The sequence below is a fragment of the Saccharothrix tamanrassetensis genome (genome assembly GCF_014203665.1).
In the GTDB taxonomy this organism is placed as follows: domain Bacteria; phylum Actinomycetota; class Actinomycetes; order Mycobacteriales; family Pseudonocardiaceae; genus Actinosynnema; species Actinosynnema tamanrassetense.
This window is the reverse complement of the sequence record NZ_JACHJN010000012.1, coordinates 52,858-78,756: the sequence shown is the minus strand read 5'-3', so window position 1 is coordinate 78,756 and position 25,899 is coordinate 52,858. Positions and strand designations below refer to the sequence as shown.

18 protein-coding genes are annotated in these 25,899 nt (G+C 70.3%); 7 read left to right on the top strand and 11 right to left on the bottom strand.

The features are described from left to right. The first annotated feature begins 13 nt into the window (after positions 1-13). Both FHS29_RS30900 and katG read left to right on the top strand, forming a co-directional pair. Positions 14-463 carry a Fur family transcriptional regulator gene (locus FHS29_RS30900; RefSeq protein WP_184696786.1) on the top strand — a complete coding sequence of 150 codons (450 nt, stop codon included), beginning with the start codon at positions 14-16 and terminating at the stop codon, positions 461-463. Continuing rightward, positions 464-2,740: a catalase/peroxidase HPI gene (gene katG, locus FHS29_RS30895; RefSeq protein ID WP_184696784.1), complete on the top strand. Its 2,277-nt coding sequence runs from the start codon at positions 464-466 to the stop codon at positions 2,738-2,740. A 137-nt stretch (positions 2,741-2,877) separates the two neighbouring features. Here katG and FHS29_RS30890 read toward each other — a convergent pair whose 3' ends face one another. Continuing rightward, entirely contained in the window at positions 2,878-4,533 is a 1,656-nt protein-coding gene (locus FHS29_RS30890) for a catalase (RefSeq protein ID WP_184696782.1), read from the bottom strand. A gap of 378 nt (positions 4,534-4,911) precedes the next feature. On the opposite strand from FHS29_RS30890, the gene FHS29_RS30885 reads away from it, so the two are divergent. Beyond that, complete coding sequence (locus FHS29_RS30885) at positions 4,912-5,955, top strand: chymotrypsin family serine protease (RefSeq protein WP_184696780.1); 1,044 nt, start codon at positions 4,912-4,914, stop codon at positions 5,953-5,955. A gap of 160 nt (positions 5,956-6,115) precedes the next feature. Here FHS29_RS30885 and FHS29_RS30880 read toward each other — a convergent pair whose 3' ends face one another. Both FHS29_RS30880 and FHS29_RS30875 read right to left on the bottom strand, forming a co-directional pair. After that, entirely contained in the window at positions 6,116-6,694 is a 579-nt protein-coding gene (locus FHS29_RS30880) for an RICIN domain-containing protein (RefSeq protein ID WP_184696778.1), read from the bottom strand. A 353-nt stretch (positions 6,695-7,047) separates the two neighbouring features. Beyond that, a complete protein-coding gene (locus tag FHS29_RS30875) occupies positions 7,048-8,268 on the bottom strand; it encodes a putative glycoside hydrolase family 15 protein (RefSeq protein WP_184696776.1) in 1,221 nt (406 codons plus the stop codon). A gap of 406 nt (positions 8,269-8,674) precedes the next feature. Here FHS29_RS30875 and FHS29_RS30870 point away from each other — a divergent pair, with 406 nt between their 5' ends. Then, entirely contained in the window at positions 8,675-9,697 is a 1,023-nt protein-coding gene (locus tag FHS29_RS30870) for a serine hydrolase domain-containing protein (protein ID WP_184697157.1), read from the top strand. A 118-nt stretch (positions 9,698-9,815) separates the two neighbouring features. Here FHS29_RS30870 and FHS29_RS30865 read toward each other — a convergent pair whose 3' ends face one another. Beyond that, positions 9,816-10,247 carry a hypothetical protein gene (locus tag FHS29_RS30865; RefSeq protein ID WP_184696774.1) on the bottom strand — a complete coding sequence of 144 codons (432 nt, stop codon included), beginning with the start codon at positions 10,245-10,247 and terminating at the stop codon, positions 9,816-9,818. Positions 10,248-10,333: 86 nt separating this feature from the next. Beyond that, positions 10,334-11,533, bottom strand: a complete 1,200-nt coding sequence (locus tag FHS29_RS30860; RefSeq protein ID WP_184696771.1) for an AI-2E family transporter — start codon at positions 11,531-11,533, stop codon at positions 10,334-10,336. 665 nt (positions 11,534-12,198) lie between these two features. Between FHS29_RS30860 and FHS29_RS30855 the strand changes: the two genes are divergently transcribed. Then, a complete protein-coding gene (locus tag FHS29_RS30855) occupies positions 12,199-12,606 on the top strand; it encodes a hypothetical protein (RefSeq protein ID WP_184696769.1) in 408 nt (135 codons plus the stop codon). Positions 12,607-12,981: 375 nt separating this feature from the next. Here the strand turns inward: FHS29_RS30855 and FHS29_RS38340 are convergent, their stop codons facing one another. Together FHS29_RS38340 and gad are read right to left on the bottom strand one after the other, a co-directional pair. Continuing rightward, on the bottom strand, positions 12,982-14,160 hold the full coding sequence (locus FHS29_RS38340) for a cytochrome P450 (protein ID WP_184696767.1): 1,179 nt from the start codon (positions 14,158-14,160) through the stop codon (positions 12,982-12,984). A gap of 4 nt (positions 14,161-14,164) precedes the next feature. Further along, on the bottom strand, positions 14,165-15,535 hold the full coding sequence (gad, locus tag FHS29_RS30845) for a glutamate decarboxylase (RefSeq protein ID WP_184696765.1): 1,371 nt from the start codon (positions 15,533-15,535) through the stop codon (positions 14,165-14,167). A 797-nt stretch (positions 15,536-16,332) separates the two neighbouring features. On the opposite strand from gad, the gene FHS29_RS30840 reads away from it, so the two are divergent. Together FHS29_RS30840 and FHS29_RS30835 are read left to right on the top strand one after the other, a co-directional pair. Then, positions 16,333-17,016 (top strand): response regulator transcription factor, encoded by a 684-nt coding sequence (locus tag FHS29_RS30840; protein ID WP_184696763.1) that lies wholly within the window; start codon positions 16,333-16,335, stop codon positions 17,014-17,016. 4 nt (positions 17,017-17,020) lie between these two features. Further along, the gene (locus tag FHS29_RS30835; protein ID WP_312865176.1) at positions 17,021-18,382 is read left to right on the top strand and encodes a sensor histidine kinase; all 1,362 of its coding nucleotides are present in this window, start codon (positions 17,021-17,023) and stop codon (positions 18,380-18,382) included. 275 nt (positions 18,383-18,657) lie between these two features. Here FHS29_RS30835 and FHS29_RS30830 read toward each other — a convergent pair whose 3' ends face one another. From FHS29_RS30830 to FHS29_RS30815, 4 genes are all read right to left on the bottom strand, one after another. Then, on the bottom strand, positions 18,658-20,085 hold the full coding sequence (locus FHS29_RS30830; RefSeq protein WP_184696761.1) for an ArnT family glycosyltransferase: 1,428 nt from the start codon (positions 20,083-20,085) through the stop codon (positions 18,658-18,660). A gap of 97 nt (positions 20,086-20,182) precedes the next feature. Beyond that, positions 20,183-23,707: a glycosyltransferase gene (locus FHS29_RS38335; protein ID WP_184696759.1), complete on the bottom strand. Its 3,525-nt coding sequence runs from the start codon at positions 23,705-23,707 to the stop codon at positions 20,183-20,185. Continuing rightward, positions 23,704-25,134, bottom strand: coding sequence for a glycosyltransferase family 4 protein (locus FHS29_RS30820; RefSeq protein ID WP_184696757.1), 1,431 nt, complete (start codon positions 25,132-25,134; stop codon positions 23,704-23,706). The genes FHS29_RS38335 and FHS29_RS30820 overlap by 4 nt, the downstream gene beginning before the upstream one ends. Continuing rightward, positions 25,131-25,886: a glycosyltransferase gene (locus tag FHS29_RS30815; protein WP_184696755.1), complete on the bottom strand. Its 756-nt coding sequence runs from the start codon at positions 25,884-25,886 to the stop codon at positions 25,131-25,133. Before FHS29_RS30815 ends, FHS29_RS30820 begins: the two co-directional genes overlap by 4 nt. Positions 25,887-25,899 lie beyond the last annotated feature (13 nt).

The following is a 25,899-nucleotide window of genomic DNA, read 5'->3' as shown; positions in this document are numbered from 1 at the left end:
TTAAGGTCCTCCCGTGACGTCCGACTTCGAGGCGCAGCTGCGGGCGGTCTCGTTGCGCGTGACCCGGCCCCGGTTGGCGGTGCTCGCCGCGCTGCACGACCACCCCCACGTCGACACCGAGACGGTGATCGAACTGGTGCGGGTCGATCACCCGACGGTGTCCCACCAGGCGGTTTACGACGTGCTGAAGGCGTTGACCGACGCCGGTCTGGTGCGGCGCATCCAGCCTGCCGGCGCGAACGCCCGCTACGAGTCCCGGGTCGGGGACAACCACCACCACGTCGTGTGCCGCTCCTGCGGCGCGATCGCGGACGTCGACTGCGCAGTCGGCCACAGCCCCTGTCTCACCGCCTCGAACGACGACGGCTACGTGGTCGACGAGGCGGAGGTCGTCTTTTGGGGCACCTGCCCCGACTGCTCGGCCGAAAGCACCGCCAACGATCCACCAGTCGGAAGGAAGTAGATGAGCGACCCCAGGACAACGCCCCCCTCCAGCGCGCAGGGCGTGGACCAGAAGGCCGCGGAGGGCTGCCCGGTCGCGCACGACTCGGTGACCGCGCACGGCAGCGAGAGCGAGAACCCGGCGATCGACTCGCCGACCCCCAAGACGGGCGGCCGCCCGCGCACGAACCGGGACTGGTGGCCCAACCAGCTCGACCTCTCGGTGCTGCACGCCCACTCGCCGAAGGGCAACCCGCTGGGAGAGGGCTTCAGCTACGCCGAGGAGTTCGCCAAGCTCGACGTCGAGGCCCTCAAGCGGGACATCGCCGAGGTGCTCACCACCTCGCAGGACTGGTGGCCGGCCGACTTCGGCCACTACGGCGGCCTGATGATCCGGATGAGCTGGCACGCCGCGGGCACCTACCGCATCCACGACGGCCGCGGCGGTGCGGGCGACGGCGGTCAGCGGTTCGCCCCGCTCAACAGCTGGCCCGACAACGCCAACCTGGACAAGGCGCGCCGGCTGCTGTGGCCGGTCAAGCAGAAGTACGGCCAGAAGGTCTCGTGGGCCGACCTGCTCGTGCTCGCCGGCAACGTCGCCCTGGAGTCGATGGGCTTCAAGACCTTCGGCTTCGGCTTCGGTCGCGAGGACGTCTGGGAGCCGGAGGAGATCTTCTGGGGCCCGGAGGACGCCTGGCTCGGTGACGAGCGCTACGTCAGCGAGGCGGAGATGGCGCCCGAGGTCGGCGCCACCGAGATGGGTCTCATCTACGTCAACCCCGAAGGCCCGCGCGGCAACGCGGACCCGGCCGCGGCGGCGCACTTCATCCGGGAGACCTTCGGCCGGATGGCGATGAACGACGAGGAGACCGTGGCCCTCATCGCCGGCGGCCACACCTTCGGCAAGACCCACGGCGCCGGCGTCGCCGACGGCCACGTGGGTCCGGAGCCGGAGGCCGCCGGGCTGGAGAACCAGGGCCTGGGCTGGCTGAGCACCTACGGCAGCGGCAAGGGCGCCGACACGATCACCAGCGGTCTCGAGGTGACGTGGAGCGACCGGCCGACGCAGTGGAGCAACCGCTTCTTCGAGATCCTCTTCGGCCACGAGTGGGAGCTCACCAGGAGCCCCGGCGGCGCCAAGCAGTGGGTCGCCAAGGACGCCGAGGCGATCATCCCGGACGCCCACGACCCGTCCAGGAAGCACAAGCCGACCATGCTCACGACGGACCTGGCGCTGCGCGTCGACCCGACGTACGAGAAGATCTCGCGCCGCTTCCTGGAGAACCCCGACGAGTTCGCCCTGGCCTTCGCCAAGGCCTGGTACAAGCTGCTGCACCGCGACATGGGCCCGGTCAGCCGCTTCCTGGGACCGTGGGTGCCCGAGCCCCAGCTGTGGCAGGACCCGGTGCCGGCCGTCACCCACGAGCTCGTGGGCGAGACCGACATCGCCGCCCTCAAGGCGAAGGTCCTCGAATCCGGCCTCACCACCGCCCAGCTGGTCACCACCGCCTGGGCCTCCGCGGCGAGCTTCCGGGCCACCGACAAGCGCGGCGGCGCCAACGGCGCCCGGATCCGCCTCGAACCCCAGCGCAGCTGGGAGGTCAACCAGCCCGAGCAGCTCGCGACGGTCCTGGAGGCCCTCGAAGGCATCCAGCGGGAGTTCAACGACGCCGGTGGCGCGCAGGTCTCGCTCGCCGACCTGATCGTGCTGGCCGGCTCGGCCGCCGTCGAGAAGGCGGCGCGCGACGCCGGCTTCGAGGTGACCGTGCCGTTCCGACCGGGCCGCACCGACGCCGACCAGGAGCAGACCGACGTCGAGTCGTTCCGGGTCCTGGAGCCGCGCGCCGACGGGTTCCGCAACTACCTGCGTTCCGGCGAGAAGCTCCAGCCGGAGGTGCTGCTCGTCGACCGCGCCTACATGCTCGACCTGACGGCGCCGGAGATGACCGTCCTCGTCGGCGGCCTGCGCTCCCTCGGGACCAACTTCGGCGGCACCCGGCACGGTGTCCTCACCGACCGGCCCGGCGTGCTCACCAACGACTTCTTCGCCAACCTGCTCTCGCCGGGCACCCGGTGGAAGGCGTCGGAGTCCGAGGAGCACGTGTACGAGATCCGCGACGCGGCCACCGACGAGGTGAAGTGGACCGCCACCGCGGTCGACCTCATCTTCGGCTCCAACTCCCAGCTGCGGGCCGTCGCGGAGGTCTACGCCAGCCAGGACGCCCGCGAGAAGTTCGTGACCGACTTCGTCGCGGCGTGGAGCAAGGTCATGGAGCTCGACCGGTTCGACCACGCCTGAGCCGGCCGCACCGACGAGCCCGGCCGATCCACCGATCGGCCGGGCTCGCCCCTTGCCGACGGCCGTCCGCGCGGCGGCCGTACCGGGTGGCTACCCGTGCCACCCGGTACGGCCGGTGGTGCTCGACCTTCGCGCCCTCAGGCGAGTCGGACCCGCTCATCGGGCACGCAGTGCGTCATCTGCAGACCGGAGACGTCCCGGGGCCCGTTCGCACCGAGGTTCTCCAGGCGCTCGCGGTCCTCCTCCGTCAAGTCCTGGCTCGCCAACGGCCGGAGGTGGGCCACGTCCTGGGGCTTGACGCCGAGCCCCTCGCCGACCCGCAGGCCGAGGTCGTCCTCCACGAGGAGGAAGTGCCAGACCATGCGCTCCTGGATCGGCCGGTCGCACTGCGTCAGCAGCGTCACGAAGTTCTGCACGAGGTCGTCGCGTTCCCACTGCTCCATGAGCAGGTAGCGCTGCCCGGCCTGCTTGTAGTCGTTGGTGCGCGGGATGCGCTTGCGCGTCACCTGTCCCTCGATCACCGGCCCCTGGACGTCGTGCGTCGGGTACTCGGCCTCCCGCAACCCGCCGGTGATCGACGGTTCGTAGTTGACGTGCGGGTTCTCGCCCTCCCCGTCCACGTGGTAGGTCATCTGCCCGTCACGCTGGTTGGTGCGCACCTGCGCGTTCTTCGGCTGGTTGACCGGGAGCTGGAGGTAGTTCGGGCCGACCCGGTAGCGCTGGGTGTCGCTGTAGGAGAACGTGCGGCCCACGAGCATCTTGTCGTCGGAGAAGTCCAGGCCGTCGACCAGCACGCCGGTGCCGAACGCGATCTGCTCGTTCTCGGCGAAGAAGTTGCGCACGTTGCGGTCCAGCACCATGCGGCCGACCGGCTTGGCGGGGAACTCGTTCTCCGGCCACACCTTCGTGTCGTCCAGCGGGTCGAAGTCCAGTTCCGCGTGCTCCTCGTCGGTCATGACCTGCACCAGCAGCTCCCACTCGGGGTGGTCGCCGCGCTCGATCGACTCGTACAGGTCCTTCGTGGCGTGCCCCAGCTCGGTGGCCTGGATCACGGCGGCATCGGCCTCGGTCAGGCTCTTCACGCCGACCTTGGGCATCCAGTGGAACTTGACCAGGTGCGTGGCACCCTCGGCGTTGACCCACTTGTAGGTGTTCACGCCGAAGCCCTGCATGTGCCGGTAGTCCGCCGGGATGCCGCGCGGGCTGAAGAGGTTGACCAGCATGTGCATCGACTCCGGCGTCTGCGACATGAAGTCGAAGATGCGGTTCGGCTCCTGCCGGAACGTCACGGGGTCGGGCTTGAGCGCGTGGATGACGTCCGGGAACTTGATGGCGTCCCGGATGAAGAACACGGCCAGGTTGTTGCCGACCAGGTCCCAGTTGCCGTCCTCGGTGTAGAACTTCACCGCGAAGCCGCGCGGGTCGCGGGCGCACTCCGACGAGTCCCGCCCGCCGATCACGGTGGAGAACCGCACCGCCAGGTCGGTCCGCTTGCCGGCCTCCTGGAACAGCTTCGCCCGCGTGTAGGTCGAGATCGGCTCGTCGCCCCACCTCCCGTAGCTCTCGAAGTACCCGAACGCCACCGCACCCCGCGCGTGCACCACCCGCTCCGGGATGCGCTCCCGGTCGAAGTGGCTGATCTTCTCCAGGAACTGGTAGTTCTCCAGCGTGGCCGGTCCGCGCGGTCCCACCGTCCGCTGGTTCTGGTTGTCGTAGACCGGGTGCCCCTGCCGGTTGGTGAGGACCGGGCGGTCGTCGCCCGGCTCCGGCCCCTTGCTCGCGACGTCAGTCATGAAGTCTCGTGGTCCCTTCTGCACGCTCTGCCTCGGTACTCCTTTCGGCCTACCCGGGATCGAGGTCGACTAACGAGACGAGAGCGATTCATCGCGTGAACTCCGCGCACATGGCCGCCGATCCCTCGACGTCACCACCACCCGCCGGTCCGGGGCCGGCACCGCCCGGGTGCATTCCGACCGGTCGGTCGGACACGGCGACGCGGCCGGCGTGCGGACAGCGCCGCGGGTTCGGCCGGGATCACCGACGAACCGGCTGAATCACCCGTTCGAGTGATGTCCGGTATTAGGACCCGGGCCGTCGGCTCCTCCTCGCGACACCGACCGCGGCGCGTCGCCGCGTGGTCGACAGACCCCCAGCGCAGAGGAGACGTTGTCGTGCGCATCCCGTTCGTCCGCACCACCCTGGCCGCCGCAGCTTTGCTCGCCGTGGCCGTCACACCAGCCCGGAGCAGCACCGAGCCGGCCAAGGACGAGCTGCCCGGCCTGGCCTACGAGAGCGAGTACTACGAGCGTGTCCTGGCCGAGGAAGCCGCGTCGGCACCGGTGTTCGAGGTCGCACCCGAGGTCACCGCGGCGAAGAAGTCGATCCAGGCCAGAGTCCAAGCGTTCGTGGACGCCAACGGCACCCGCTACACCTTCGCGACCTCGTCCGATCCGACCCTCGGCAAGGTCGTCCTGGTGACCGACGCGCCCCGCGACGTCGTCTCCGGACTGGTCGGCGCCGACGCCGAGCACGTGAACGTCATCGGGAACGGCGTGACCGACACCAGCCGCAAGTACGACACCGCGCCCTTCTGGGGCGGCGCGGGACTCAAGTTCCCCGGCGAGGTTCCGTGCTCGTCCGGGTACGTGGTGCAGGACGGTGCAGCGAAGCGGTACATGGTCACCGTCGCCCACTGCTACCACGTCGTCAACCAGTCGGTGTGGGTGGAGCAGGCACCCGCCTTCGCCCAGAACGTCCCCGAGCACGTGGGCTGGGTGCTCAAGCAGGGCCTGGCGACCGGTCACGACATCGCCCTCATCGGCGGCAAGACCTACACCGGCCGCATCTACTCCGGCGGCACCAACAGCACCACCAGTCGCGCTGTGGCGACGGCCTCCGACCCGCTGGAGAACGTGTGGACCTACTGCCACAGCGGTCGGACGACCGGTGAGCAGTGCGGTCACGGCGTGGTCGACCTCGACGCGCAGTTCTGCTCCAGCTCCGGGTGCAAGCAGCCGGTCGCCAAGTTCAAGGGCGGGACGCTGAACGACGGCGGCGACTCCGGTGCCCCGTTCTACAGCAGGTTCGCCGACGGCAGCGTGGCCATCCGCGGGCACGTCATCGGCCGGGACTTCGGCGTCGACCAGGCCGGGTACGCGGAGAAGTACAGCAGGGTGAAGGCCAAGTACGGCGTCTCCATCGTGCCCGGCGCGTAGTCCGCTCAAGGGTTGTGCGCGGTTTGCACCTCGGCCGCGATCAGGGCGTCGAAGTCAAGGAGGAGTGGAGTGGAGCAGGCGAGGTGAAGGACGGCCGCAGGGCAGGCGCACCGTGCGCCTGCCCTGCGGAACTCGTCGTTCGGGCCTTGCTGTGCCGAGGTCAGGTGGTCACGAGGACCCACCGCTGGTTGAGCTGGTTGTTGCCCAGGCAGGTCCACTGCTGGGCCTTGGCCCCGTTGGCCGTGCCGACGCCTCGGATGTCAAGGCACTTGTTGCTGTGCAACGCTTTGATGGTGTAGAGGCCGTTGCCCGCGTAGTCGATGGACCACCGCTGGTTCGGTTGACCGGCGATGCAGTCCCACTGCCACACGTCGGCACCGTCGGCCTGGGACGCCCCGCTGACGTCGAGGCACTTCCCGCTGTGCTGGGCGACGATGTAGACCGCGCCGCCTCCCGCGTCCCGAAGCGTGAACTGCTGGTTGAGCTGGGCGAAGCCGAGGCAGTCCCACTGCTGTGCCGGGGCGCCGGTCGCCTGCGAAACCCCCTCGATGTCCAGGCACTTGAACGTGTGGGCCGGTTTGATGTTGTAGTACAGCGTCCCCTGTGCCGCCGGCTCCGCGCCGGACGGCCCGGCCAACGTGAAGCCGTCAGCCGCTGCGGATCCTGTGGTGATCGTCGCGCCCGCCAGCAGTGTGGCCGCGAACATGGCCACCAGTGCGATGATTCGTCTCACGAACATCTTGCGGATCTCCCCTTGTGTCGCCGGCCCCCACCTGGAGACCAGCGTTTGTCGGGTCAGCCACTGCCGGTACACCACCGCGCCACCGCGTGATCTGCTATGACGACAGGCGCCTGCGGTGTCCAAGCGCTTGTCCGCAACCCTGCGGCGTGGAGCGGTCGTACCGCCTTCGTCGTGGCTGTGCCGTTCCTGAGCGGCACGTGTCGACTGTGACCTGGGCACGACTCTCCGGGTATCCCCAAATCTCGGGGGTTGACGTGCCCCACGGGTCCTGGCCCGGAGCTTCAAAAAGGACGGTTGGCTGCCGGGCATCGCCCGGCAGCCAACCGTCCCCAGAACTGCTCCAAGTCGGGTCAGCAGGACTTCCGCAGGATCGCGCCGGACGTGCCCGGCAGCGAGACCGACGTGACGGACGAGCCCTTGGCGTCGGCATAAGTGCCACCCAGCTTCACCGTCACCGCGGAAGAACCGGTGCGGTTGGCGTTGACCACCACGGTGCCGCAGGCGAAGTCGCGGCGGAACACGTTGGTGCCGACCGACCGGTAGGCACCGGAGGGCGCGCCGAGCTTCCAGTCGTACTCCGGGTGCCACGGCGAGGCGTTGTCGTAGCGGTCGGTGTCGGCGAGTTCCGCGATCGCCGCCGTCTTCCCGGTGCCCATCAGGTAGCCGGCCAGGGCGTAGCGGAACGGCTGGTCGGCTCCTTGGTTGAAGTGGGGCTGCACCCAGGCGAGCTTGCCGCGTGCCTCGTTGGTGGCGATCTCGGCGACCTGCCGGCTCCACCCCTCCGGGTACTCCGACAGCAGGTTGGTGTCGTCGAAGGTGAGCCACCACTCGTCGAAGCCGCCGTCGAGGTGCTCGGTGTAGGCGTCCCACGCGCCGTCGTGCAGGCGGGCGTTGGACAGGTTGGCGACGGTCTTCAGACCCGCCGAGGTGAACGAGCCGCGGGTGTTGGCCAGCATCGACTTGTAGGCGTCCTGGAAGGCCGCGTCGGTGCGGTACTTCGCCGGGCACACACCCTCGTGGTAGGCGTCGCACGGGAACAGCGCGTTGTCCATGAAGACACCGTCGAAGCCGGAGGCTTTGCCGCTGGAGACGACGTTGTCCGCCCAGGCCTTCTGGTACGCGGCGTTGCCGACGTCCATCTGCCAGTGGCCGGAGTAGCCGCTGTATTCGAGGCGCTTCCCGTTGGCGTCCTTCAGGAACCACTCCGGGTGGTTGCGGTCGGCGTCGCAGTAGCCGACGCCGGCGGGGAGCTGCCGGTCGTCCACGCCGTCGCGGCAGGCGTAGCTGCGGGTCGAGCTGAGGTCTTTGTAGACGAACACCTGGACGGCCGGGTTGGCGTCCTTCAACGTGGGGATGAGCGACTCCTCCCACGCGTTGAGCACGATGTAGCTGCGCCGCTGGGCTTCGGTGCGCAGCATCTCGTCCGATGTGGGGCTGCTGTTGAGGTGCAGCCAGAACGAGCGGACGGACGGTGGCCCGGCGGTGGTGGCGAGTGCGGCGGGGACCGTGGTCATGGTGGTCGCGGCGATTGTGGTCGCGACGAGCAGTGGGACTGCCTTCAACCAGCGCATGGGGACTCCTTGCGGTGCGGCGCGCAGCGGAAAATGGCCGCGTTGGATCGCGCCGCGGTGTCACGGGAGAGGTGGGGTGCGAATGCCGCACCGGGGCGGCGCGGTAGGAGCGCCGCGGCGGTGGAGCGATTCGTGGAAACTTTTGTTACTAACGAGTACAGCCCTGGGTTACCGGCGAGTCAAGTAACGCGGCTCACAGGACGCGTAAAAATCTCACAAATGCCCGCAGCGCCCTGCGTGCCCCGGTGCGAAGGGGTCTGACCACCGCGAACGACGACCCGTGCACGTCGATGGCCCGGACCTGGACCAGCCTGCGGGGGCTGTTCGGACGTGTGGATCTCCCCAGCGGACCGGGCGACGGTCCTCATGTTCGGCCGCGACCGCCGTCCGTAGCGTCGGCCTCGTGATGATCAAATCCTTGGCACTCGCGGCGACGCTGGTGGCGGGCGGTGCCGCCCCCGCAGAGCAGTTGGACTCCTGGATCACCGCCCGCTGGGCCTCGGCCGCCGTGATGCGGGTGCACGACGGCGCGGGCACGTGGTCGCACGCGGCGGGCGAGGGGCACGTGAACGGGCACTTCCGCATCGGCAGCGTCACCAAGGCGTTCGTCGCGACGGTGGTGCTGCAACTGGTGGACGAGGGCCGGGTCGCCCTCGACCACCCGGTCTCCCGCTACGTCGAGGGCGTGCCGAAGGGCGACGTGATCACCGTGCGCCAGGTCCTGGACCACTCCAGCGGGCTCTACGACTACGCCCACGAAGTGGGCTGGTCCACCAACCGGTGGCGGGGCGCCGCCCGGTTCCGCTCCTACCAGCCGCGCGAACTGCTGGACGTCGCCTTCAGCCGGCCGTCGAACTTCGAGCCCGGCGAGGGCTGGAAGTACTCCAACACCAACTACGTCGTCGCCGGCCTGCTCGTCGAGAAGGTCACCGGAAGGCCCTACGGCGCGGAGGTGACCGACCGGATCATCAAGCCTCTGCGGCTCCGGCACACCAGCGTGCCCGGCAACCGACCCTGGCTGCCCCTCCCCCGCGCACGCGGCTACACCGCCGTGGACGGCCGCCTGGTCGACGCCACGCTGATGAACCCCTCACTGGACTGGGCCGCCGGCGAGATGATCTCCACCACCCGCGACCTCGGCCGGTTCCTCGACGCGCTGCTCGGCGGCCGGCTGATCAGCCCCGAGTCCCTGGCGGCGATGCGCACCACGAGGGAGACCGGCTCGATCTTCGCCTACGGCCTCGGTTTGCAGCGCTACGACCTGCCGTGCGGACAGTCGGTGTGGGGGCACGGCGGTGAGCTGATCGGCTACCTCACCTACGCCGTGCGCAGCGACGACGGCAGGACGGCAGTGCTGTCCTACAACCCGTTGCCGGGCAAGATGCCGGCCGAAGCTGTCATCGAGCTGTTCAGCGCCGTGTACTGCTAGTGCCGCATCCCGGAATCGAAGCGGGGCGTACGCCCGAGGACGATCGGTGAGGCGGTCCGGCAACGGATCTGCCTGATCGCCCGAACGGCACCCGCCTCATGGGGCGTCACGGCGTTCCCTAGTAGTCCAGTTCGAAGTCGCGGTGGTCGTCGGGGTCGACCGCCGCGACGAGCTTGTTCCCCGGTTTCAGGCTGGGGTCGTACCTGGCGTCGTGCTCGATCACGAACTCGGGCACGTCCGGGCCCTTGATCAGGAGCCGGACGCGGACCGTGGCGTCTTCGCTGATCGGCTCCATGGTCAGGACCACGGCGGTCGCGGGCAGACCCACCTCGTCCAGGCGCAGCAGCCGCCGCTTGGCGCGCGCGATACCGCGCCACACGGCGATGCCCAACGGCAGCAACAGCACGGTGAGCACGATGCCGACGGTGCCGCCGTCGTTGGCCGCGTAGACGATCGGTCCGGTGACCATCAACGCCACGGCGAAGAGGTGCAGGATCACGTTGTTGCCCCGGTTGGCCCCGCGTACTTCGACGAACCCGTCCTCCGCCATTCCGGCACCTTATGCGGGTCGTGGGTGCCGTGGGCCGAGTTGGCGCGAGTGCGGTCGGACGGCGGACGGCGTGCTGCGAACCCAACTCAGGCTTTGTCGAGGCGGGGAAAGGTGACCTCGCGCAGGATCAGCAGCACCGCCGCGGCGATGGGGATGGCCACCAGCGCGCCGATGACGCCGAGCAGCACGCCTCCCAGCAGCACGGCGACCACGGTGACCAGGGCCGGCACCTTGACCGCCCGGCCGATGATCCTGGGCACCAGGACGTAGTCCTCCAGCAGTTGGTAGACGACGAAGAACCCGATGGTGGCCAGGCCGACCGGCAGCGACACGGTGAACGCGACCAACGACACCACCACGGCGCTGAGGGTGGCACCGATGACGGGGATGAGGTCGAGCAGGGCGACGGTGACGGCCAGCAGCAGCGCATACGGCACGTCCAGCACCAGCAGCCAGAGGAAGGTGAGGCTGCCGGCGATCAGGGAGATGGTGAGGTTGCCCAGGACGTAGCCGCCGACCTTGGCGAAGATCTCGTCGCCGATCAGGATGACCCGGGGCCGCCGCGAGTGCGGCACCATCCGGTAGAGCCCCTGGCGGATGCGGGGCAGGTCGGCCAGGAAGTAGATGGTGAGCACCACCACGATGAGCAGGTCACCCAGGACGCCGAGCACGGCCTGGCCGGCACCCAGCGCGCCCTCCACCGACGCTTGGCCTTCGAGCAGCCGTCGCAGCTGGTCCTCGACGCCGAAGCGGTCGTTGAGCCGGCCGAGCGGGGAGCTGTCGTCGTGCAGCCGTTGCAGGTGGCCGGGCAGGTCCTCGGCGAACTCGCCGGCCTGCTCGACGATCACCGGTATCGCGGCGGCGAAGAAGCCGCCGACCAGGCCCAGCACGCCCACGAACACCGCGGTGACCGCGGCCCAGCGCGGCAGGCCGCGGCCGACCAGCCAGGACACCGCCGGTTCCAGGCCGATCGCGATGAACCACGCCAGGCCTATCAGCACCAGCATGTCCTGCGCGGTGACGATGATCTGCGCGAGCAGGTAGGTGGCCGCGACCCCGGCCGCCCCGAGCATGCCGACGAAGAACGGCGACCGCCGGTTGAGCGGCTTGCCGGGACGCCCCAACGGCTGCTGCGGCGTGCTGATCTCCGCCGCCACGGCCTCGGCCTCGGCCACCGGCCCTTCCTCGTCGTCACGGTGGGGCTGGGCCACCAACTCGTGATGCCCGTCCTCCGACGGGGACGGTGCTCCGCCGTCGTCGCCACGTGAGGAGTCCAACGGACCCATCGCATCTCCTTCGTCGAAGCCCGGACCGGACGCCAGCATCACCTACCCGGCACAGCACGCATCCACACAGGTTGTGCGGGCGTGCGGGGAAACGACCGCACCCGGTCGCCGGCCCGGTCCCGAGTCCGCCTGCACCCACTCCCCCAGCGACCGGAAGACAGGCGCGAAACCGGGCACAACCGCACTACGACAAGATTCGCCTCCAATTGAACAACATGTGCCCCACTCCACCAGAGTGACGTAGACCACACCAAGTTCTGGGAATCGTTCGGTATCGGGGACACCACCCCTTTGCAGCAGTTTGACCGCCCACGGCCACCTGGGCGGAGCACGACTGCGAATGGCCGAAACCAAGGTGATTCACCCTCGACCACTCCCCCGGTCGTCACTCCCGCGCACACAACCGGACGACCGAATGATCGGACGACTGGGGAATTCACACCGACGGAGGAGTTTGACCGCAATACCACTCCACAACGTCAAGTATTCGGGTACCGGACCGACTCGTTTCAACGGGTGATCGGCGTAAAGACGGACAGGCAAGCAGAGCAACTTCTATTCCAGGCGAGCACTCCCGGCGAATCTCCCTCTTTTCCACCTGCTCGCGGTCTGCTTGATTTGCCCTCGTCAGTTTCGACCCTTCCCCCGAGAAAAGGGAGACAGCGTTGTTCAAGCGCATCGCCACCGCCGCCACCGCCGTCACGTTCGCCGCCCTGGCCGCCGTCGGCACCGCCGGAACGGCCTCCGCCACCGGCACCCCGGACGCCTCCTGCATCAACTCCGACCCCACCGGCGTGGCCAACGTCATCGTGTGCACCATCAACACCGTCGTGCAGGTGCCGGTCGACCTGTCCGACGCGGTCATCACCATCGGTGACATCGCCAGTGGCAACGACATCGACGTCCTGACCAACGCCGAGCTCGACCTCGTCGAGGTCAACATCAAGGACGTCCTCAACAACCTGAACATCGAGGACAACCTCGTCTTCAAGCAGGCCGTCGTCGACGCCCTCAACAACGCCGACATCATCGACGACATCGACATCAGCAAGATCTTCGTCGACATCCTCTGATCACCGGACGCGGCTACCGGCGACTCATCTCCCGCCGACAGCCGCGCAGGAGGCCGGACGGCCGCCCACCAGGCGACCGCCCGGCCTCCTGTGCACTTCCGACCGGAATTGCGGCAACTTCGAGCCACCGCCGACGAGCCGTGCCAGAACCGGACCGACAACGCCTCGGCAACCCGCGGCGCGACGAGAACGAATCAATCTCGGCTGATTCCGCACCGTGCCGGTGAGCTGGTCGAGTCACCAGCGCCGGACATACCCGTCACCCGGATCACCGTCACCTGTCCATCCTGGTGAAACCCGACGCCGGACAGGCAGGCCTCCTCAGCGGAGGCCGACCGCGGAGTCGGCGGCGAGTTCCGCGAGCGGCGTCACCGTCTACGACGCCCTCCTCGCTGCCACGTCCCACACCGCGTCGAGCGACCCGGGCAGCCGCAGCTTCCAGCCGTGCGGCGCGGCGCGCCATCCGGGTGCCGGTCGCACGCCCGGCATCCGCTCCAGCAGCACGTCCAACGCGGTGCGCGCCGCGGCGGTGACCAGCGGGTGTGCCGGGCAGCCGTGCGGCCCGACGCCGAACCCGAGGTGCGTGCGGACGTCGCGGTGCAGGTCGAACCGGTCCGGGTCGGTGAACTGCGCCTCGTCCCGGTTGGCCGAGGCGATGGCGGCGGCGATCGTGCTGTCCGCCGGGATCTCCCGCCCGCCCAGGGTCACGACGCGCGTCGTGCGCCTGCCCAGCACGCCGACCGGTCCGCTCCACCGCAGCGCCTCGTACACCGCCGCGCCGAGCAGCGCCCGGTTCTCGCGGACCGCGGCGAGTTGGTCCGGCGCCGACCACAACGCCACCAGCGTCCAGCCCGCCAACCAGCCGGGCTCGACCACGCTCAGCGCGAGGTGCTTGAGCACCGGCAGCACGTCGGCGTCCGTCCGGGCCTCGCCACCACGCCGGTTCGCGTGCAGCAGGTGGGAGATCACCGATCCGTCCGGCCGGTCGCGCAGCCGGCGGACGACAGCGGTCAGCGCCGTGTCGTCGGCCATCGCCCCGGCGGCGTCGGCGTCCACCGCCGGGTCGCGTCCGAAGTTGTTCGCCACCTCGGTGAGCACTTTCCCCCAGCGGCGCAACGTGTCGACGCCCTCGGGGCCGACCCCGAGGTGGGTGGCCGCGGCGATCGCCGTGACCGGCTCGAAGTAGTCCGCGGCCAGGTCGCCGCCGCCCGCCGGGAACAGGTCGTCGGCGACCCGGTGCGCGACCGGCCGGGCGATGGTGTCCACGTAGTCGGTCACCCGGTGGGCGTCGTAGTCGTGCTGGAACGCCTCCCGCACGTCCTGGTGCGGCTGCCCTTCCCGGAACAGCATGGGCGCTCCACCGCACAGCCCGTGCATCGGCGACGCGGGCTGGTCCGTGGTGAACCGCTCGGTGTCCGTCAGCACGGTGTGGACGTCGTGCCAACCGGTCACCAGCCACTGGCGCGCCTCCGGCACCCGGGTGACCGGCTCCTCCCGGCGCAGTCGCGCGTAGGCCGGGTAGGGGTCGGTCTCCAGTTCCGAGATGCTGACCACGGCGTCAGTCCGCGAACGACATCGCGGTCGCCTCGGGCAGCGGGAACGGGTGGCTGCTCAGCCGGTCGGCGTGCTTGGCCAGGCTCTCCAGGAACTTCGTGGCGAGGTCGAGCGTGAACCCCTGCCGGCACACGACGCGGAGCACGTGCACGTGCTCCAGGTTCGGCGGCAGGCTGTACGCGGGCACGTGCCAGCCGTCGCTCTTGAGCGCCTCGGACAGGTGGTACACGGTGAAGCCCACGGCCTCCGGGTCGCGCAGGCGGAACGCCACGACCGGCAGGTCCTCGCCGTCGCTGATGATGTCGAACGGCCCGATGGCCTGGACGCCCTTCGCGACCTGCCGCGCGACCTCCTGGCACCGCTGCGCGATCATCTGGTAGCCCGCGAGCCCGTTGCGCAGGAACTGGTAGTACTGCGCGATCACGCCGGAGGCCGGTCGGGAGAAGTTGAGCGTGAACGTCGGGTGGTGGCCGCCGAGCACGTTGCAGTCGAAGATGAGCGACTCGGGCAGGTACTCGGGATCGCGCCACAGGCACCACCCGGACCCCGGGTAGACGAGGCCGAACTTGTGCCCGGACGCGTTGATCGACACCACCCTGGGCAGCGCGAAGTCCCAGGCGAAGTCGACGTCCAGGAACGGCGCGACGAACCCGCCGCTGGCCGCGTCGACGTGCAGCGGCACGTCGACGCCCCGGTCCGCCGCCACGCCGTCGAGCGCGGCCGAGATCTCCGCGACCGGGTCGTAGCGCCCGTCCTGGGTGCTGCCGAGCACCGCGACGACGCCGATCGTGTTCTCGTCGACCGCCTCGGCGGTGAGCGCCGGGTCGAGAATCGTGCGGTTCTCCGCGAGCGGCACCATCCGGGCTTCCACGTCCCAGAAGTTGCAGAACTTCGGCCAGCAGACGTGGACGTGGGTGCCGAACACCATGTTCGGCTTGCCGGTGCCGCCCCGCTCGCGCCAGCGTCGCAGCATGGCCAGCCCGGCGAGCATGGCCGCCTCCGAACTGCCGCTGGTGGAGCAGCCGATGAACCGCCCGTCGTCCTCGTGCCACAGGTTCGCGAGCGCGTTGATGCACTCCTGCTCGATCTCGGAACTGGCCGGGTACTCCTCGCGGTTCATGAGGTTGATGGGTGCGGTGTCCGCGTAGATCCGCTCCAGCTCCGGTTCGGCGGCCGTCGTGCAGAACGTGGCGAGGTTGAGGGCCGCGCGGCCGTCGAGCAACAGCCTCGAGTGCACGATGCCCGCCGCGACGCCCGCCGGCATCGGCTTCTCGGGGAGCCTCCCCTTCGGGATGACGTCGTCGTCGACGCGCTGGGCGAAGACGGGGGCGATCTGCAGGTCCTGCTCGTCGGTGATCACGCGCTGCAAACTCATGGCGACCTCATTCTCCAGGGCTTCCGAGGAACGACATGAGGTCTATCGCGATATTCGGAGCAATGGTTAGCCACTGTTCAGGTGAATCCCCCTCCACCGGCAGGTGATGAACGTTTTACTCGTATTTTCGTCGGATCGGGCAGGTACCAGGATGAAACCGTTCCCCGGTCACTCGACAATCCAACACGAAAGAGCGAATACGGTAGGTTCGGCAGCAGAACGTGGTGGACCGCCGCCCACCGCTACCCCATTTCGGCGCTATCGCCGTACTGCGGCCTGACATGCGCAGAGTCACCGGACCGCCTGCATCTGGCGGTCGGGCGACCCGTCGCGGTCCGCTGCCGGGCCGACCACGTGCACGATCGGCACCCGGCCGCGGACGGTCGGGTTCAGTCGGCGCAGCGGAGGCAGTTGTGCGGCCCGACCCGCCGCTCCCGACCGCGCCAACCGGCTCGAAAAGCTTGCGCCCACAAGGATTTCCAGTCCGGCGGCAGGTCGTCGGTCTGGAACGTGCGGCCGCAGTCGTCGCAGATCAGGATGACTGTGGCCGGGTCGTGGTCAGCGGGGATCGCGGTCACAGCGGTTATGCCGACTTTCGTGGCCGGGTGCGGGTACGGGGAAGGCGCCGACCGCCTGCGCGGCCGACGCCTGGTTCTGCACCTGGGAATCCTGGCGGAACCGCGGTCCGATGTGACCGATAGCGACGCCGGGGGACCTTGCGATCAGCTTACGATCGCCGCCCGGCACGGCGGGCCGGTGGAGGACGACTCCGACCCGGGGGCGAGGATCGACGGGCCATGGACTACTCCGTACTGCTGGTCGAGGACGACGAGCACATCAGGCTCGCGCTCGGTCTGGCGCTGGGCGACGAGGGTTTCGCGGTCTCCGACGCCGTGTCGGGCGAGGACGCGCTGCGGATGCTCGGCCAGTCCGCCTTCGACGTCGTCCTGCTCGACCTCGTGCTCCCCGGCGTCGACGGGCTGGAGGTGTGCCAAACGCTCCGGGCCCGTGGCGACCTGCCGATCATCATCGTCACCGCCCGCACCGACACCGCCGACGTCATCGCGGGTCTGGAGGCGGGCGCGGACGACTACGTCACCAAGCCCCTGGTCGCCGGTGAACTCGCGGCCCGCATCCGCGCGCTGCTGCGCCGACGCGGCGGCGGGCGCCAGGACGAGGTGCTGAGGTTCGGCGGTCTGGAGATCCGGCCGGACGTGGGCACCGTGCACCAGTCGGGCCAGGAGGTGCACCTGACCAGGACCGAGTTCCGGCTGCTGGTCGAACTCGCGTCGGCGGCGGGCCGGATCGTGACCCGCGAACAGCTGTTGCAACGCGTGTGGGGCTACGACTACTTCGGCGACACCAGGCTGCTCGACGTGCACATCCGCAGGCTCCGCCGCAAAGTCGAACCCGACCCGGACGACCCGACCCTCGTGGTGACCGTGCGGGGCGCGGGCTACCGGATCGACCCGGACCGGTGACGCCGTGCTGCGGCTGACGCTGCGCTGGCGGGTGGCGATGGTGCTCGGGCTGGGCTCCCTGCTGCTGACCAGCACCCTCGCGATCGCGATCTGGAACCTGGCGTCGGGCTACATGCTCCGCCAGCGCGAGCAGAGCGGTGTCCGGCAGGCGGAGGTCAACGCCCGGCTGGTCGCCGAGTCGCTGCGCACCGGTTCCGGAGGGCTCAACGAGCTGCTGACCGGCCTGGCCACCAGCCAGGACTCGACCGTGCTGCTGTTCCGCCCCGGTCAGGTGCTCACCAGCGGCCGGCAGGTCGACCCGACCAGGCTGCCGCCGCGGCTGCTGGAGCTGGGCCGGCGGGGTGTCCCGGCGGCCCAACGGCTGATCGTGGACGGCGTCCCGGTCCTCGCCGTCACGCTGCCGATGAGTTCGGCCGGCGGCGCGTACGTGGAACTCGCGCCCATGGTGCAGCTGGATCGCACGTTCCGGTTCCTCAGCGGCCTGCTCGTGGCGTGCGCGGTGGTCAGCGGACTGCTCGGCGTCGCGCTCGGCTTCTGGGCGAGCAGGCGCGCGCTGCGTCCGCTCACCGAGCTGACCAACGCCGCTTCCCGCATCGCGGGCGGCGACCTGCGGGCCCGCCTGCCCGCCCAGGCCGACCCCGACCTGACGCCGCTCGCCACCACGTTCAACGTCACCGCGGACGCCCTGGAACAGCGCGTGATCAAGGACGCCCGGTTCGCCGGCGACGTCAGCCACGAACTGCGCTCCCCGTTGACCACCATGGTCAACGCCGCCGCCGTCCTGCACCGCCGCCGCGCCGAAGTCCCCGGCACAGCCGGAAAGGCGCTGGAACTCCTCACCTCCGAGATCGACCGCTTCGCCCGGATGGTGGTCGACCTGCTGGAGATCTCCCGGACCGACCAGCGGGCCGACGACACCACCCTGGAACCGATCGACCTGGCGGTCCTCGTGGAGAACGTCATCGCCGCACGACCCGGCCGGGCGGTAGCGGTGGAGGCGGACGCGCCCGCGCCGCAGGTGCTCGGCGACCGGCGGCGGCTGGATCGGGTGGTGGCCAACCTGCTGGACAACGCCGACCGCCACGCCGGAGGCGCGGTCCGGGTGGCCGTGCTCAGCCGACGGGGCATGGCGAGGCTGGAGGTCGACGACGGCGGGCCGGGCGTGCCCGCCGCACTGCGCGACCGGATCTTCGACCGGTTCGACCGCGGCGCGCGGGCGGGCAGCCGGGGCGGCGACACCGGCAGCGGCCTCGGGCTGGCGCTGGTCGCCCAGCACGTGCAGCGGCACGGCGGAACCGCACGGGTCGAGCAGCGGCCTGGCGGCGGAGCGCGGTTCATCGTCGAGATCCCCGAGGCCGACCGATGAGAACCGCGGCAGTCGTCGTCCTCATGGCGGGCGCACTCACCGCGTGCGGCGTCACCGCCCAAGACGAACCGCAACCGCTCGTGACCTCCACGGCCAACCCGGCGTCCACACCCACACTCACCCAGCGCCCCGACCCACCGTCGTCGAGTTCCTCTCCCCCGCCTCCCCCTTCCACCACGACGGCCACACCGCCGTCGGTCTCACCGGCCTCCGGAGTGGTCGTCAGTCCGTAGCCAGGTCCACTACCAGGTGGTTCTCCGTCGTCAGCTTCCGCGTCATGACCCGACGCCTTGAACGGCGGCCTTGTCCAAGGTGGCGGGGTCGATTCGCCACAGGACGGTGTCGCCGTTGGTAGGGCCGGTGAAGGTGGCAAGGGGTGTGGCGTTGCCACGCAGCCAGGTGATGACGGAAATCTTGGCGTAGCTGTATCCCTGTTCCGTGTACAGGTCGTGGGTCAGGATGTAGGTGGCACCGTTGTCGCGCAGCGCCGGCGCGGAGGGCCAGACGCCGAACCTGGGGTCATCGGCGAAGGCCCATTGAGCCGTGTTGGAGGTGACGCCGACCTTGGCATCGGCGGGCAGGTTGTGGCGGACCCAGTCGCGGACGGCTTGGATGCTGTTGTCCTGAGTGGTCTCGACGCGGATGCCCAGTGCCATGGTGAGCACGATCAGGCATGCCAGGCCGACCGCTCCGGGTTTGACCAGGCGGGGGTGGCTGTCGCGGAGTTCCGCCGCGGCAGCACCGAGGGCCAGGGTTCCGGTGACGATGACGCCGTATCCGTACTGTTCCTCGAAGGTGCCGAAGGCCGCGGCGTAGATGCCGAGTGCTCCCATTGCCACAGCGCACATCCCGACCAGTCGTCGAGCGGGGTGCGCGCTGCGTGCCGCGACCACCCCGACGACGGGGCACGCGGCGAGCAGGAGGTAGCTGGTGCCGAAGTACCCGATCTGGTCGATGAGACGGCCGACGAGGTTCGGGGTGTCGGGTGCGTTGAAGCCGGTGGTCTGGGTGAGGCCGATCATGCGTTCGACGCCGTCGAGCTTGGCGTGGCCCCACGCACCCAACAGCCCGTTGAACAGAACAACGACGAGATACAGCAGATAGGGCACGGCTCCGGCGGCGAGCACGACCGCCGCCTCCCTGACGTGCAGGGTCTGCTTCCACACCACCGCCAGGACGAGGGGCACGGCGGCGAGCACGACCGTGGCGTCCTTGGTCAGCACACCGCAGCCCAGCAGGAGTCCTGCCGCGATCGCGGTTCCCGTCGGGACGCGACCTCTGCCGCTCATGGCCCGGACGAGGAGCAGGTATCCGGCCAGGGTGACCGCGATGGCGGGCGTCTCCAGGAAGAGCCTGCTGTTGTTGCGCAGCACGAAGGGGTCGAACGCGAGGATCGTCGCGCAGCCCGCGGCGATGCCGGTGCCGGAGACACGACTGATCAGCAGGAAACCGAGTGCGACGGTCACGGCGCCCAGAACGGCGTTGCCCCAGCGCAGCGCCAGTGCGAGGTCCATGTCGTTCCCCGACAGGCCGAAAAGGTCGATGAGCAGGCCGTTGAACAGGAAGCCGCCGGGTGGGTGCAGGAAGAAGGGGTGGCCGTCGAGGTGCGGCAACCGGCCTTGGGACACGGTGAGGCCCAGTCGCGCGTAGACCATCTCGTCGACCCAGAGGTCGAAGGAGCGGGTCAGGCCGAGGGCTCGCACCGCCAAGGCGACGATGCCGAAACCTGTCGCGATGAGCAGCGGTGCGTGCTTGCGCCGCAGTCCTTCGGTGTGGGTCAGGAGGGACGTTGTCACGGGTTCACCGCCTTGCGGAGGGCAGCGTGGTGGGCGTGGTGATCGCGTCGAGCCAGGCGATGAGTTCCCGACCATCGTCGGCTGTGGTCAGCCGGTGGTCTTCGATGAGCGCGCGGGTCTCGGGTTCCCAGGCCAAGCCCGTGCACGGTGTTCCGGTGGACAGGGCGAAGACGAGAGCGTGGAAGCGCACACCCAGGACGGCGTCGGAGCGGGCGATGGCGGCTTTGGCGATCCGTGGTGGCAGGCCGGGGCCGACGACGGGCAGAGCCAAGCCGGCCGCGTCCGCGATGTGGGCTGCCAGGGCGGCGTCGGTGCGGGTGGGTCGGCGGTCGCGGTCGGACAGGGCGATGGCGGCCACCGTTCCGCCGTTGGTCGTCCATCGGCGGGCGGCGGCGGCGAAGGTGTCGATCATCCGGTTTGTGCGGGTGTCGTCGATGCCCGCTCCCGGTGCGAGCAGCAGGAGCGGCCGGTTCGGGTCGACGCCGGCGCGACGCAGTTCCTCCTCCACCAATTCCGGATCGGCGGGTGCGAGTTGCCAGGCGAGGTCTCCGACGCAGGGCACGTCGGCGGTCGAGTCGAGAACGCGGAGGGACGACACGTCCCGGACGGTGACACGGCCTCGGGCGGCGGCGCGGCGAAGCTGGTGGAGCACGTGACGAGGTGACCCATCGGAGACGCCGATCCCGACGTAGACGACATCGCGGCCGGTGTGCCGGCCTGCTGCGGCGACGTGCGGCAGGAGCCGGACCAGGGATGGGCCGGGACCGTACGCACCGCCGCCGACCACGACAAGGCCGTCGCTGTCGGCGATCGCCCGCAGGGCGTGCCTGAGCGTCAGCGGACGAGCGGCGACGTCGTGCAACGCGGTGATCCGGTCCGGGTTGCGGGACAGGACGGTGGGGCGGGCGTCGGTGTCGAGGCCGGCCAGTACCGCGGCGAGTTGGGCCTCTTCACCGGTGTCGCCGTTGCCGAAGTCGCCGATCACGACCGGTCGTGGCGGGCGGCGGCCGGCGCGACGGCGGCCGAGGTCGGCCAGTTGTGCCCGGACGGTGTGCGCGGGGTCGGTGACGGGCTTCCCGTGGACGGCTCGGTGGTAGAACTCCGCCTGGCGTTGCGCGAGCGCGTCCCAGTCGTAGGTCTCGGCGAACGAGCGGGCGCGGCGGATGCGGTCGTCGGTCTTGGGTGTGCGGTGCAAGCGGATCAGCGCCTCGGTGAAGGCGGGCACGTCGAACGGGGCGACCAGTTCACCGCTGTGGCCCGGCACGACCTCGCGCAGGCAAGGGATGTCGAACGCGAGCACGGGAGTGCCGGTGGCGAGTGCTTCGACGGCGACGATGCCGAAGGTCTCGAACCGGGACGGGACGACGACCAGCCGGGCACGGGCGAGCAGGTCGTACTTGTCCTGCCCGGCGACCCAGCCGGTGAAGCGGACGCGGTCGGCGATGCCGAGGTCGGCGACCATGTCCCGCAGCCTTCGCTCGCCGGGTCCGGTACCGGCGACGACCAAAGTTCCGGTGACGTGGTGACGGGCCGAGGCCCAGGCGTGCAGCAGCAGGTCGAGACCTTTCTGCACGAACTCCAGTCGTCCTATGTAGACGATGTCAGCGCCGTCGGAGGGCGTGGCGGCGAAGGCCAGTGGGTCCACCCCGTTGCCGATGATCTCGACGTGCGCGCGGGGGTTCATGGCGGTCAACCGGTCGGCGACGCCTCGGGACACGGCGACCAGTCGCCGGTGGTGACGCACACCGAACCGTTCGACCAAGTGGAACGGGAGGTGGTACTGGCGGGCTTTGTCGCGGGCGTTGAGCCATTGGACGACACCGACCGTCGGCCGGCCGGTCCACAGTGGAGCGGCCATCGTGGAGACGGGTGCGAAGAAGTCCTCGACGACGAGGTCGGCGGCGTGCCTGCGCGCGGCGAAGGGGAGCACCACGGCGTAGCCGACGACTCGCCCGATGAGGGTCCTCCCCCTGCCCAGACCGACGTGCACGTAGCGGACGCCGTCCTGGACGCGGTCGTGGCAGCCGGGGAACCTCGTGGTCAGCACGGTGACCCGGTGGCCTGCGGCGACCAGCCTCTTGTCGATTTCGTGGGTGCGCAGGGAACCTCCGCCCGAGCCGGGCATGTCCGGGTCCTCGAACCCCAGGTGCAGGATGTCCAGGAACTCCCCCGGCCTCCGGCGCGGTTCTCGACGGGGCCACAGCGCCACCAGTACCGCGACGACCGCGACGCACAGCCACAACGGTGTCGAGAAACCGGCCGCCAGCAGCGCCACGGTGAGCACGGCGACCGACATCGCGGCACGCGGAAGCGCCCGAACCGCGTGGGCGGGCAGGAATCGCCGAACGAGCACCGCGCACACCAACGCGGCGATGGAGGTGCCGAGGGCAACGCCGACCGCAAGCCCCGTCGTGGCTGCGGTGTACCAGCCCGCGCACATGCTGCCCGTGACCACCACGGTCGCCACGGCGAGCGCGGCACGACACCTGGCGTGTGCGCCCACGCCAAGCAACACCATGACCAGGGCGCTGATCGCCCCGAACGAGAACCCGGCGACAGCCAGCCAGGGCAGCAGGCCGATCGCGTCGGAGTACCGGTCCGGCAGGACGGTCAGGACCAGCGCCGACGGCACGGTGGCGACGATCGCGGTGACAGGAAGGGCGAGCCGGGTGAACGACCGGAGCATCGCGCCTACCACCTCGGGTGCCTGCTCGGGAGCGGTGTTGCGCAACAGCGGGAAACCGGTCAGCGCGGCTGCGGCCGCCACGTAGACCGGGCCTTTGGCCATCACCGCCAGCGCCTGGTAGCTGGCCCCGGCCGTCGAGTCGCCGTCGATCGCGGCCACGAGCACGACGTCGCACCCGATCAGGACGGACAACGTGAACTGCGTGGAGGCGAGCACGCCGGTCTCGCCCCACCGGGTCCGATCGCGCATGAGGCCCGGCCGCCAGGCAAGGTCGCCGCGCATGGTCATCACGCCCGTCCAGACCACGACGACCGTGCCGACGACGAACCCGCCGACCGCGCCCGCCGCGCCGAGTCCCAGCGCGACGGCGGCCACACTCGCCACCAGCCGCAGCACGACCTCGGCGACGGAGGCCACGGCGTAGCGACCGAACCGCGCTTCCCCTTGCAGCCATCCCCACACCGGGGAGATGGCGAACACCGCGAACCCGGCCGCGCCGAGCGCGACGGCCACGCCGGGTGTGCTCAGGACCAGGCCGAGACCGGTCAGCACCACGGCGGTGACCACCCCTCCGAGCAACGCCACGAGCACCGCGAAACCCGTGCTGTCGCGCCGGGTCTCCGAGCCAGCGGGACAGGCCCGCACCGCGCGGGCCAGGGGCAGCGGCACCATGGCCGCGGCGGCGACTCCGGCGGTGGTCAGCAGCGACTGGGCGGCGCTGTAGTCGACGAACTGCGCGGGTGTCAGCAGGTTCGCCATGAGCAGGGTGGCGAGGTAGCCGGCGACGCCGACCAGCCCGGCGGAGGCGGTCACGAGCGCCCCCGCGCGGTGGATGCCGTTCACGCCCGCCTCGCCTCCTCGCGGGTGGGCGTCAGGCGAACCGGCAGACCGGCCGGGCCGGCGAGCAGGTCGTAGCGGTCGGCCAGGCGCACGTGCTCGACGGTCAGGCCGATCCGTTCGGCCACGCGTGGCGCGTCGAAGTCGTCGCAGCCGCCCAGCAGCACGGTCGTGGCACCGTCGCGGTGGGTGGTGATCTCGTCGGTGGCGCGCAGCCGCCCGATGACGGGTGTGGCGCCCGGCGCGCAGCGGACGACGGTGGCGATGTCGGGTCGGGCAGTACGGTGACAGCAGGTCTGCTGCCCGGCCGCCTGCTGCAGGATCACGCCGGCCAGGAGTTCGGCGCTGCGCTCCCAGGTGAAGCAGCCCGCCCACGCCCGGCACCGGTCGGCGAACGCGGCGGCAGCGTCGGGGTCCGCCAGGTCCGAGAGCATGTCGACAACGGCTGCGGGCAGGTCGTCGGCGTCGTCCACCAGACGACCGGTGCGGCCGTCGATGACCGAATCGCGCACACCGGGGGCGTCCACGGCCAGGCACGGCACTCCCCTGCCGGCCGCTTCGATGATGGAGCACCCCCAGCCCTCACCCGCCGAGGTGGACACGGTCAGCCAGGCACGGCCGAGGATCTCGTCCCGGACCGCGTCCGGCTGCCACCCGTGGAAGGTCACCACCTCGTGCAGGCTCAGACGTGCGGCCAGGGCGCGCAGGCGGGGCAGTTCGACGCCGTCGCCGACGATGTCGACGCGCAGGCCCGGCAACCGGGCCGCCACCGACGGCAGCGCCGACAACAGGAGGTCCAGTCGCTTGTGCGGGACCAGTCGGCTGACCACCGCGATCGTCGGGTCGGGATCGCGCGGTCCGGTCGCGCCCGCCGGGGTGGCGGTGCCGTTGGGCACGATCGAGATCGGTCCGCGCAACCCCAGGCGCTGCCGCAGTCGGGTGCGGGTGGACGGCGAGACCGCCACCGTCAGACGGCGCCCGTACACCCGGCGCGCCACCGGCCCCTCCAGGAAGCGGCCCACCGCCGCCATCGGCGCGGAGAACCGATCGGCGAACTGGTCCTGGTGCACGTGGTGCACCACCTGAACCACGGGCACGCTCCGGCCGACGAACACCGGGGCGAAGAACGGGATCCCGTTCTGGCAGTCGACGATCGCGTCGAACCCGCCCCTCTCGCGCAGCAACCGCCACGCCACCCTCGGGTACACCGACAACACGCCCCCGGCGCGCACCACGTCGATGCCGTCGATCACCTCGTGGGCGGGCAGCGGGTCCGGACGCGCGGTCAGCCACGTCACCCGCACTCCCGCCTCGACCCAGCGGCGGGCGATGTGGTGCATGTACAACTCCGCGCCACCGGCCTGCGGATGACGGATGTCCCGCCAGTTCAACACCGCCAAGTGCTTGCCGCGCAGTCGTTCCACGTTGGTCATGCCACACCCGGCCGGTACAGGCGCAGCAGCGACACGAACGAGGCCACGCCGTCACGCACGGGGTGGAAGGTCGAATGCGCGTCGTCGGTCCACGCCACCGGGATCTCCACGACCTGCCGACCCGCCGCCTGCACTTGGCGCAGGAGCTCCACGTCGAAGGCGAAACCCGTGACACGGCACCGCCGCAACGCCGCGTGCACCACGTCCCGCTGGAAGAACTTGAACCCGCACTGCGTATCGCGCACCCCTACCACCAACGGTCGCGCCAACGCCCGGAACACCGCACCGCCCAGGCGTCGCCCCAACGGCTGGGCGCGCACGAACCGCGCGCCCGGCGCGTGCCGCGAGGCCACCACCGCCGGCGCGCCCCATCTCAGTCGGGACATCACCTCGGTCAACGTGTCCAACGGCGTGGACAGATCCGCGTCCACGAACCCCACGAACGCCGCCGTCCCCACCAGCAGACCCCGCCGCACCGCGGCACCCTTGCCGGCACGGGAACACCCGATCACCGCGAGGTCCACCCCGCCGGTCTCGACACCTCTCACCACCTCGGCCGTTTCGTCGACGCTGCCGTTGTCCACCACGACGATCCGCGTGCGCCACGGACGCTCGTCGAGGTAGGCGACCGCCTCACGCAGGGTGTGGGGCAACCGCGCCGCTTCGTTGTAGGCGGGGATCACGATCTCCAGGTCGACCACCCGACGAACGGGCCCGACCGCGCCGGGCAAGCCGAGAACACATCTCGACATGGGCATGTGCATC

Coding starts and splice junctions, on each gene's coding strand:
- katG (WP_184696784.1), top strand. CDS start 464: ATGAGCGACCCCAGGACAACGCCCCCCTCCAGCGCGCAGGGCGTGGAC.
- FHS29_RS30890 (WP_184696782.1), bottom strand. CDS start 4,533: ATGACTGACGTCGCGAGCAAGGGGCCGGAGCCGGGCGACGACCGCCCG.
- FHS29_RS30880 (WP_184696778.1), bottom strand. CDS start 6,694: ATGTTCGTGAGACGAATCATCGCACTGGTGGCCATGTTCGCGGCCACA.
- FHS29_RS30875 (WP_184696776.1), bottom strand. CDS start 8,268: ATGCGCTGGTTGAAGGCAGTCCCACTGCTCGTCGCGACCACAATCGCC.
- FHS29_RS30870 (WP_184697157.1), top strand. CDS start 8,675: ATGATCAAATCCTTGGCACTCGCGGCGACGCTGGTGGCGGGCGGTGCC.
- FHS29_RS30865 (WP_184696774.1), bottom strand. CDS start 10,247: ATGGCGGAGGACGGGTTCGTCGAAGTACGCGGGGCCAACCGGGGCAAC.
- FHS29_RS30860 (WP_184696771.1), bottom strand. CDS start 11,533: ATGGGTCCGTTGGACTCCTCACGTGGCGACGACGGCGGAGCACCGTCC.
- gad (WP_184696765.1), bottom strand. CDS start 15,535: ATGAGTTTGCAGCGCGTGATCACCGACGAGCAGGACCTGCAGATCGCC.
- FHS29_RS30840 (WP_184696763.1), top strand. CDS start 16,333: ATGGACTACTCCGTACTGCTGGTCGAGGACGACGAGCACATCAGGCTC.
- FHS29_RS30820 (WP_184696757.1), bottom strand. CDS start 25,134: ATGACCAACGTGGAACGACTGCGCGGCAAGCACTTGGCGGTGTTGAAC.
- FHS29_RS30815 (WP_184696755.1), bottom strand. CDS start 25,886: ATGTCGAGATGTGTTCTCGGCTTGCCCGGCGCGGTCGGGCCCGTTCGT.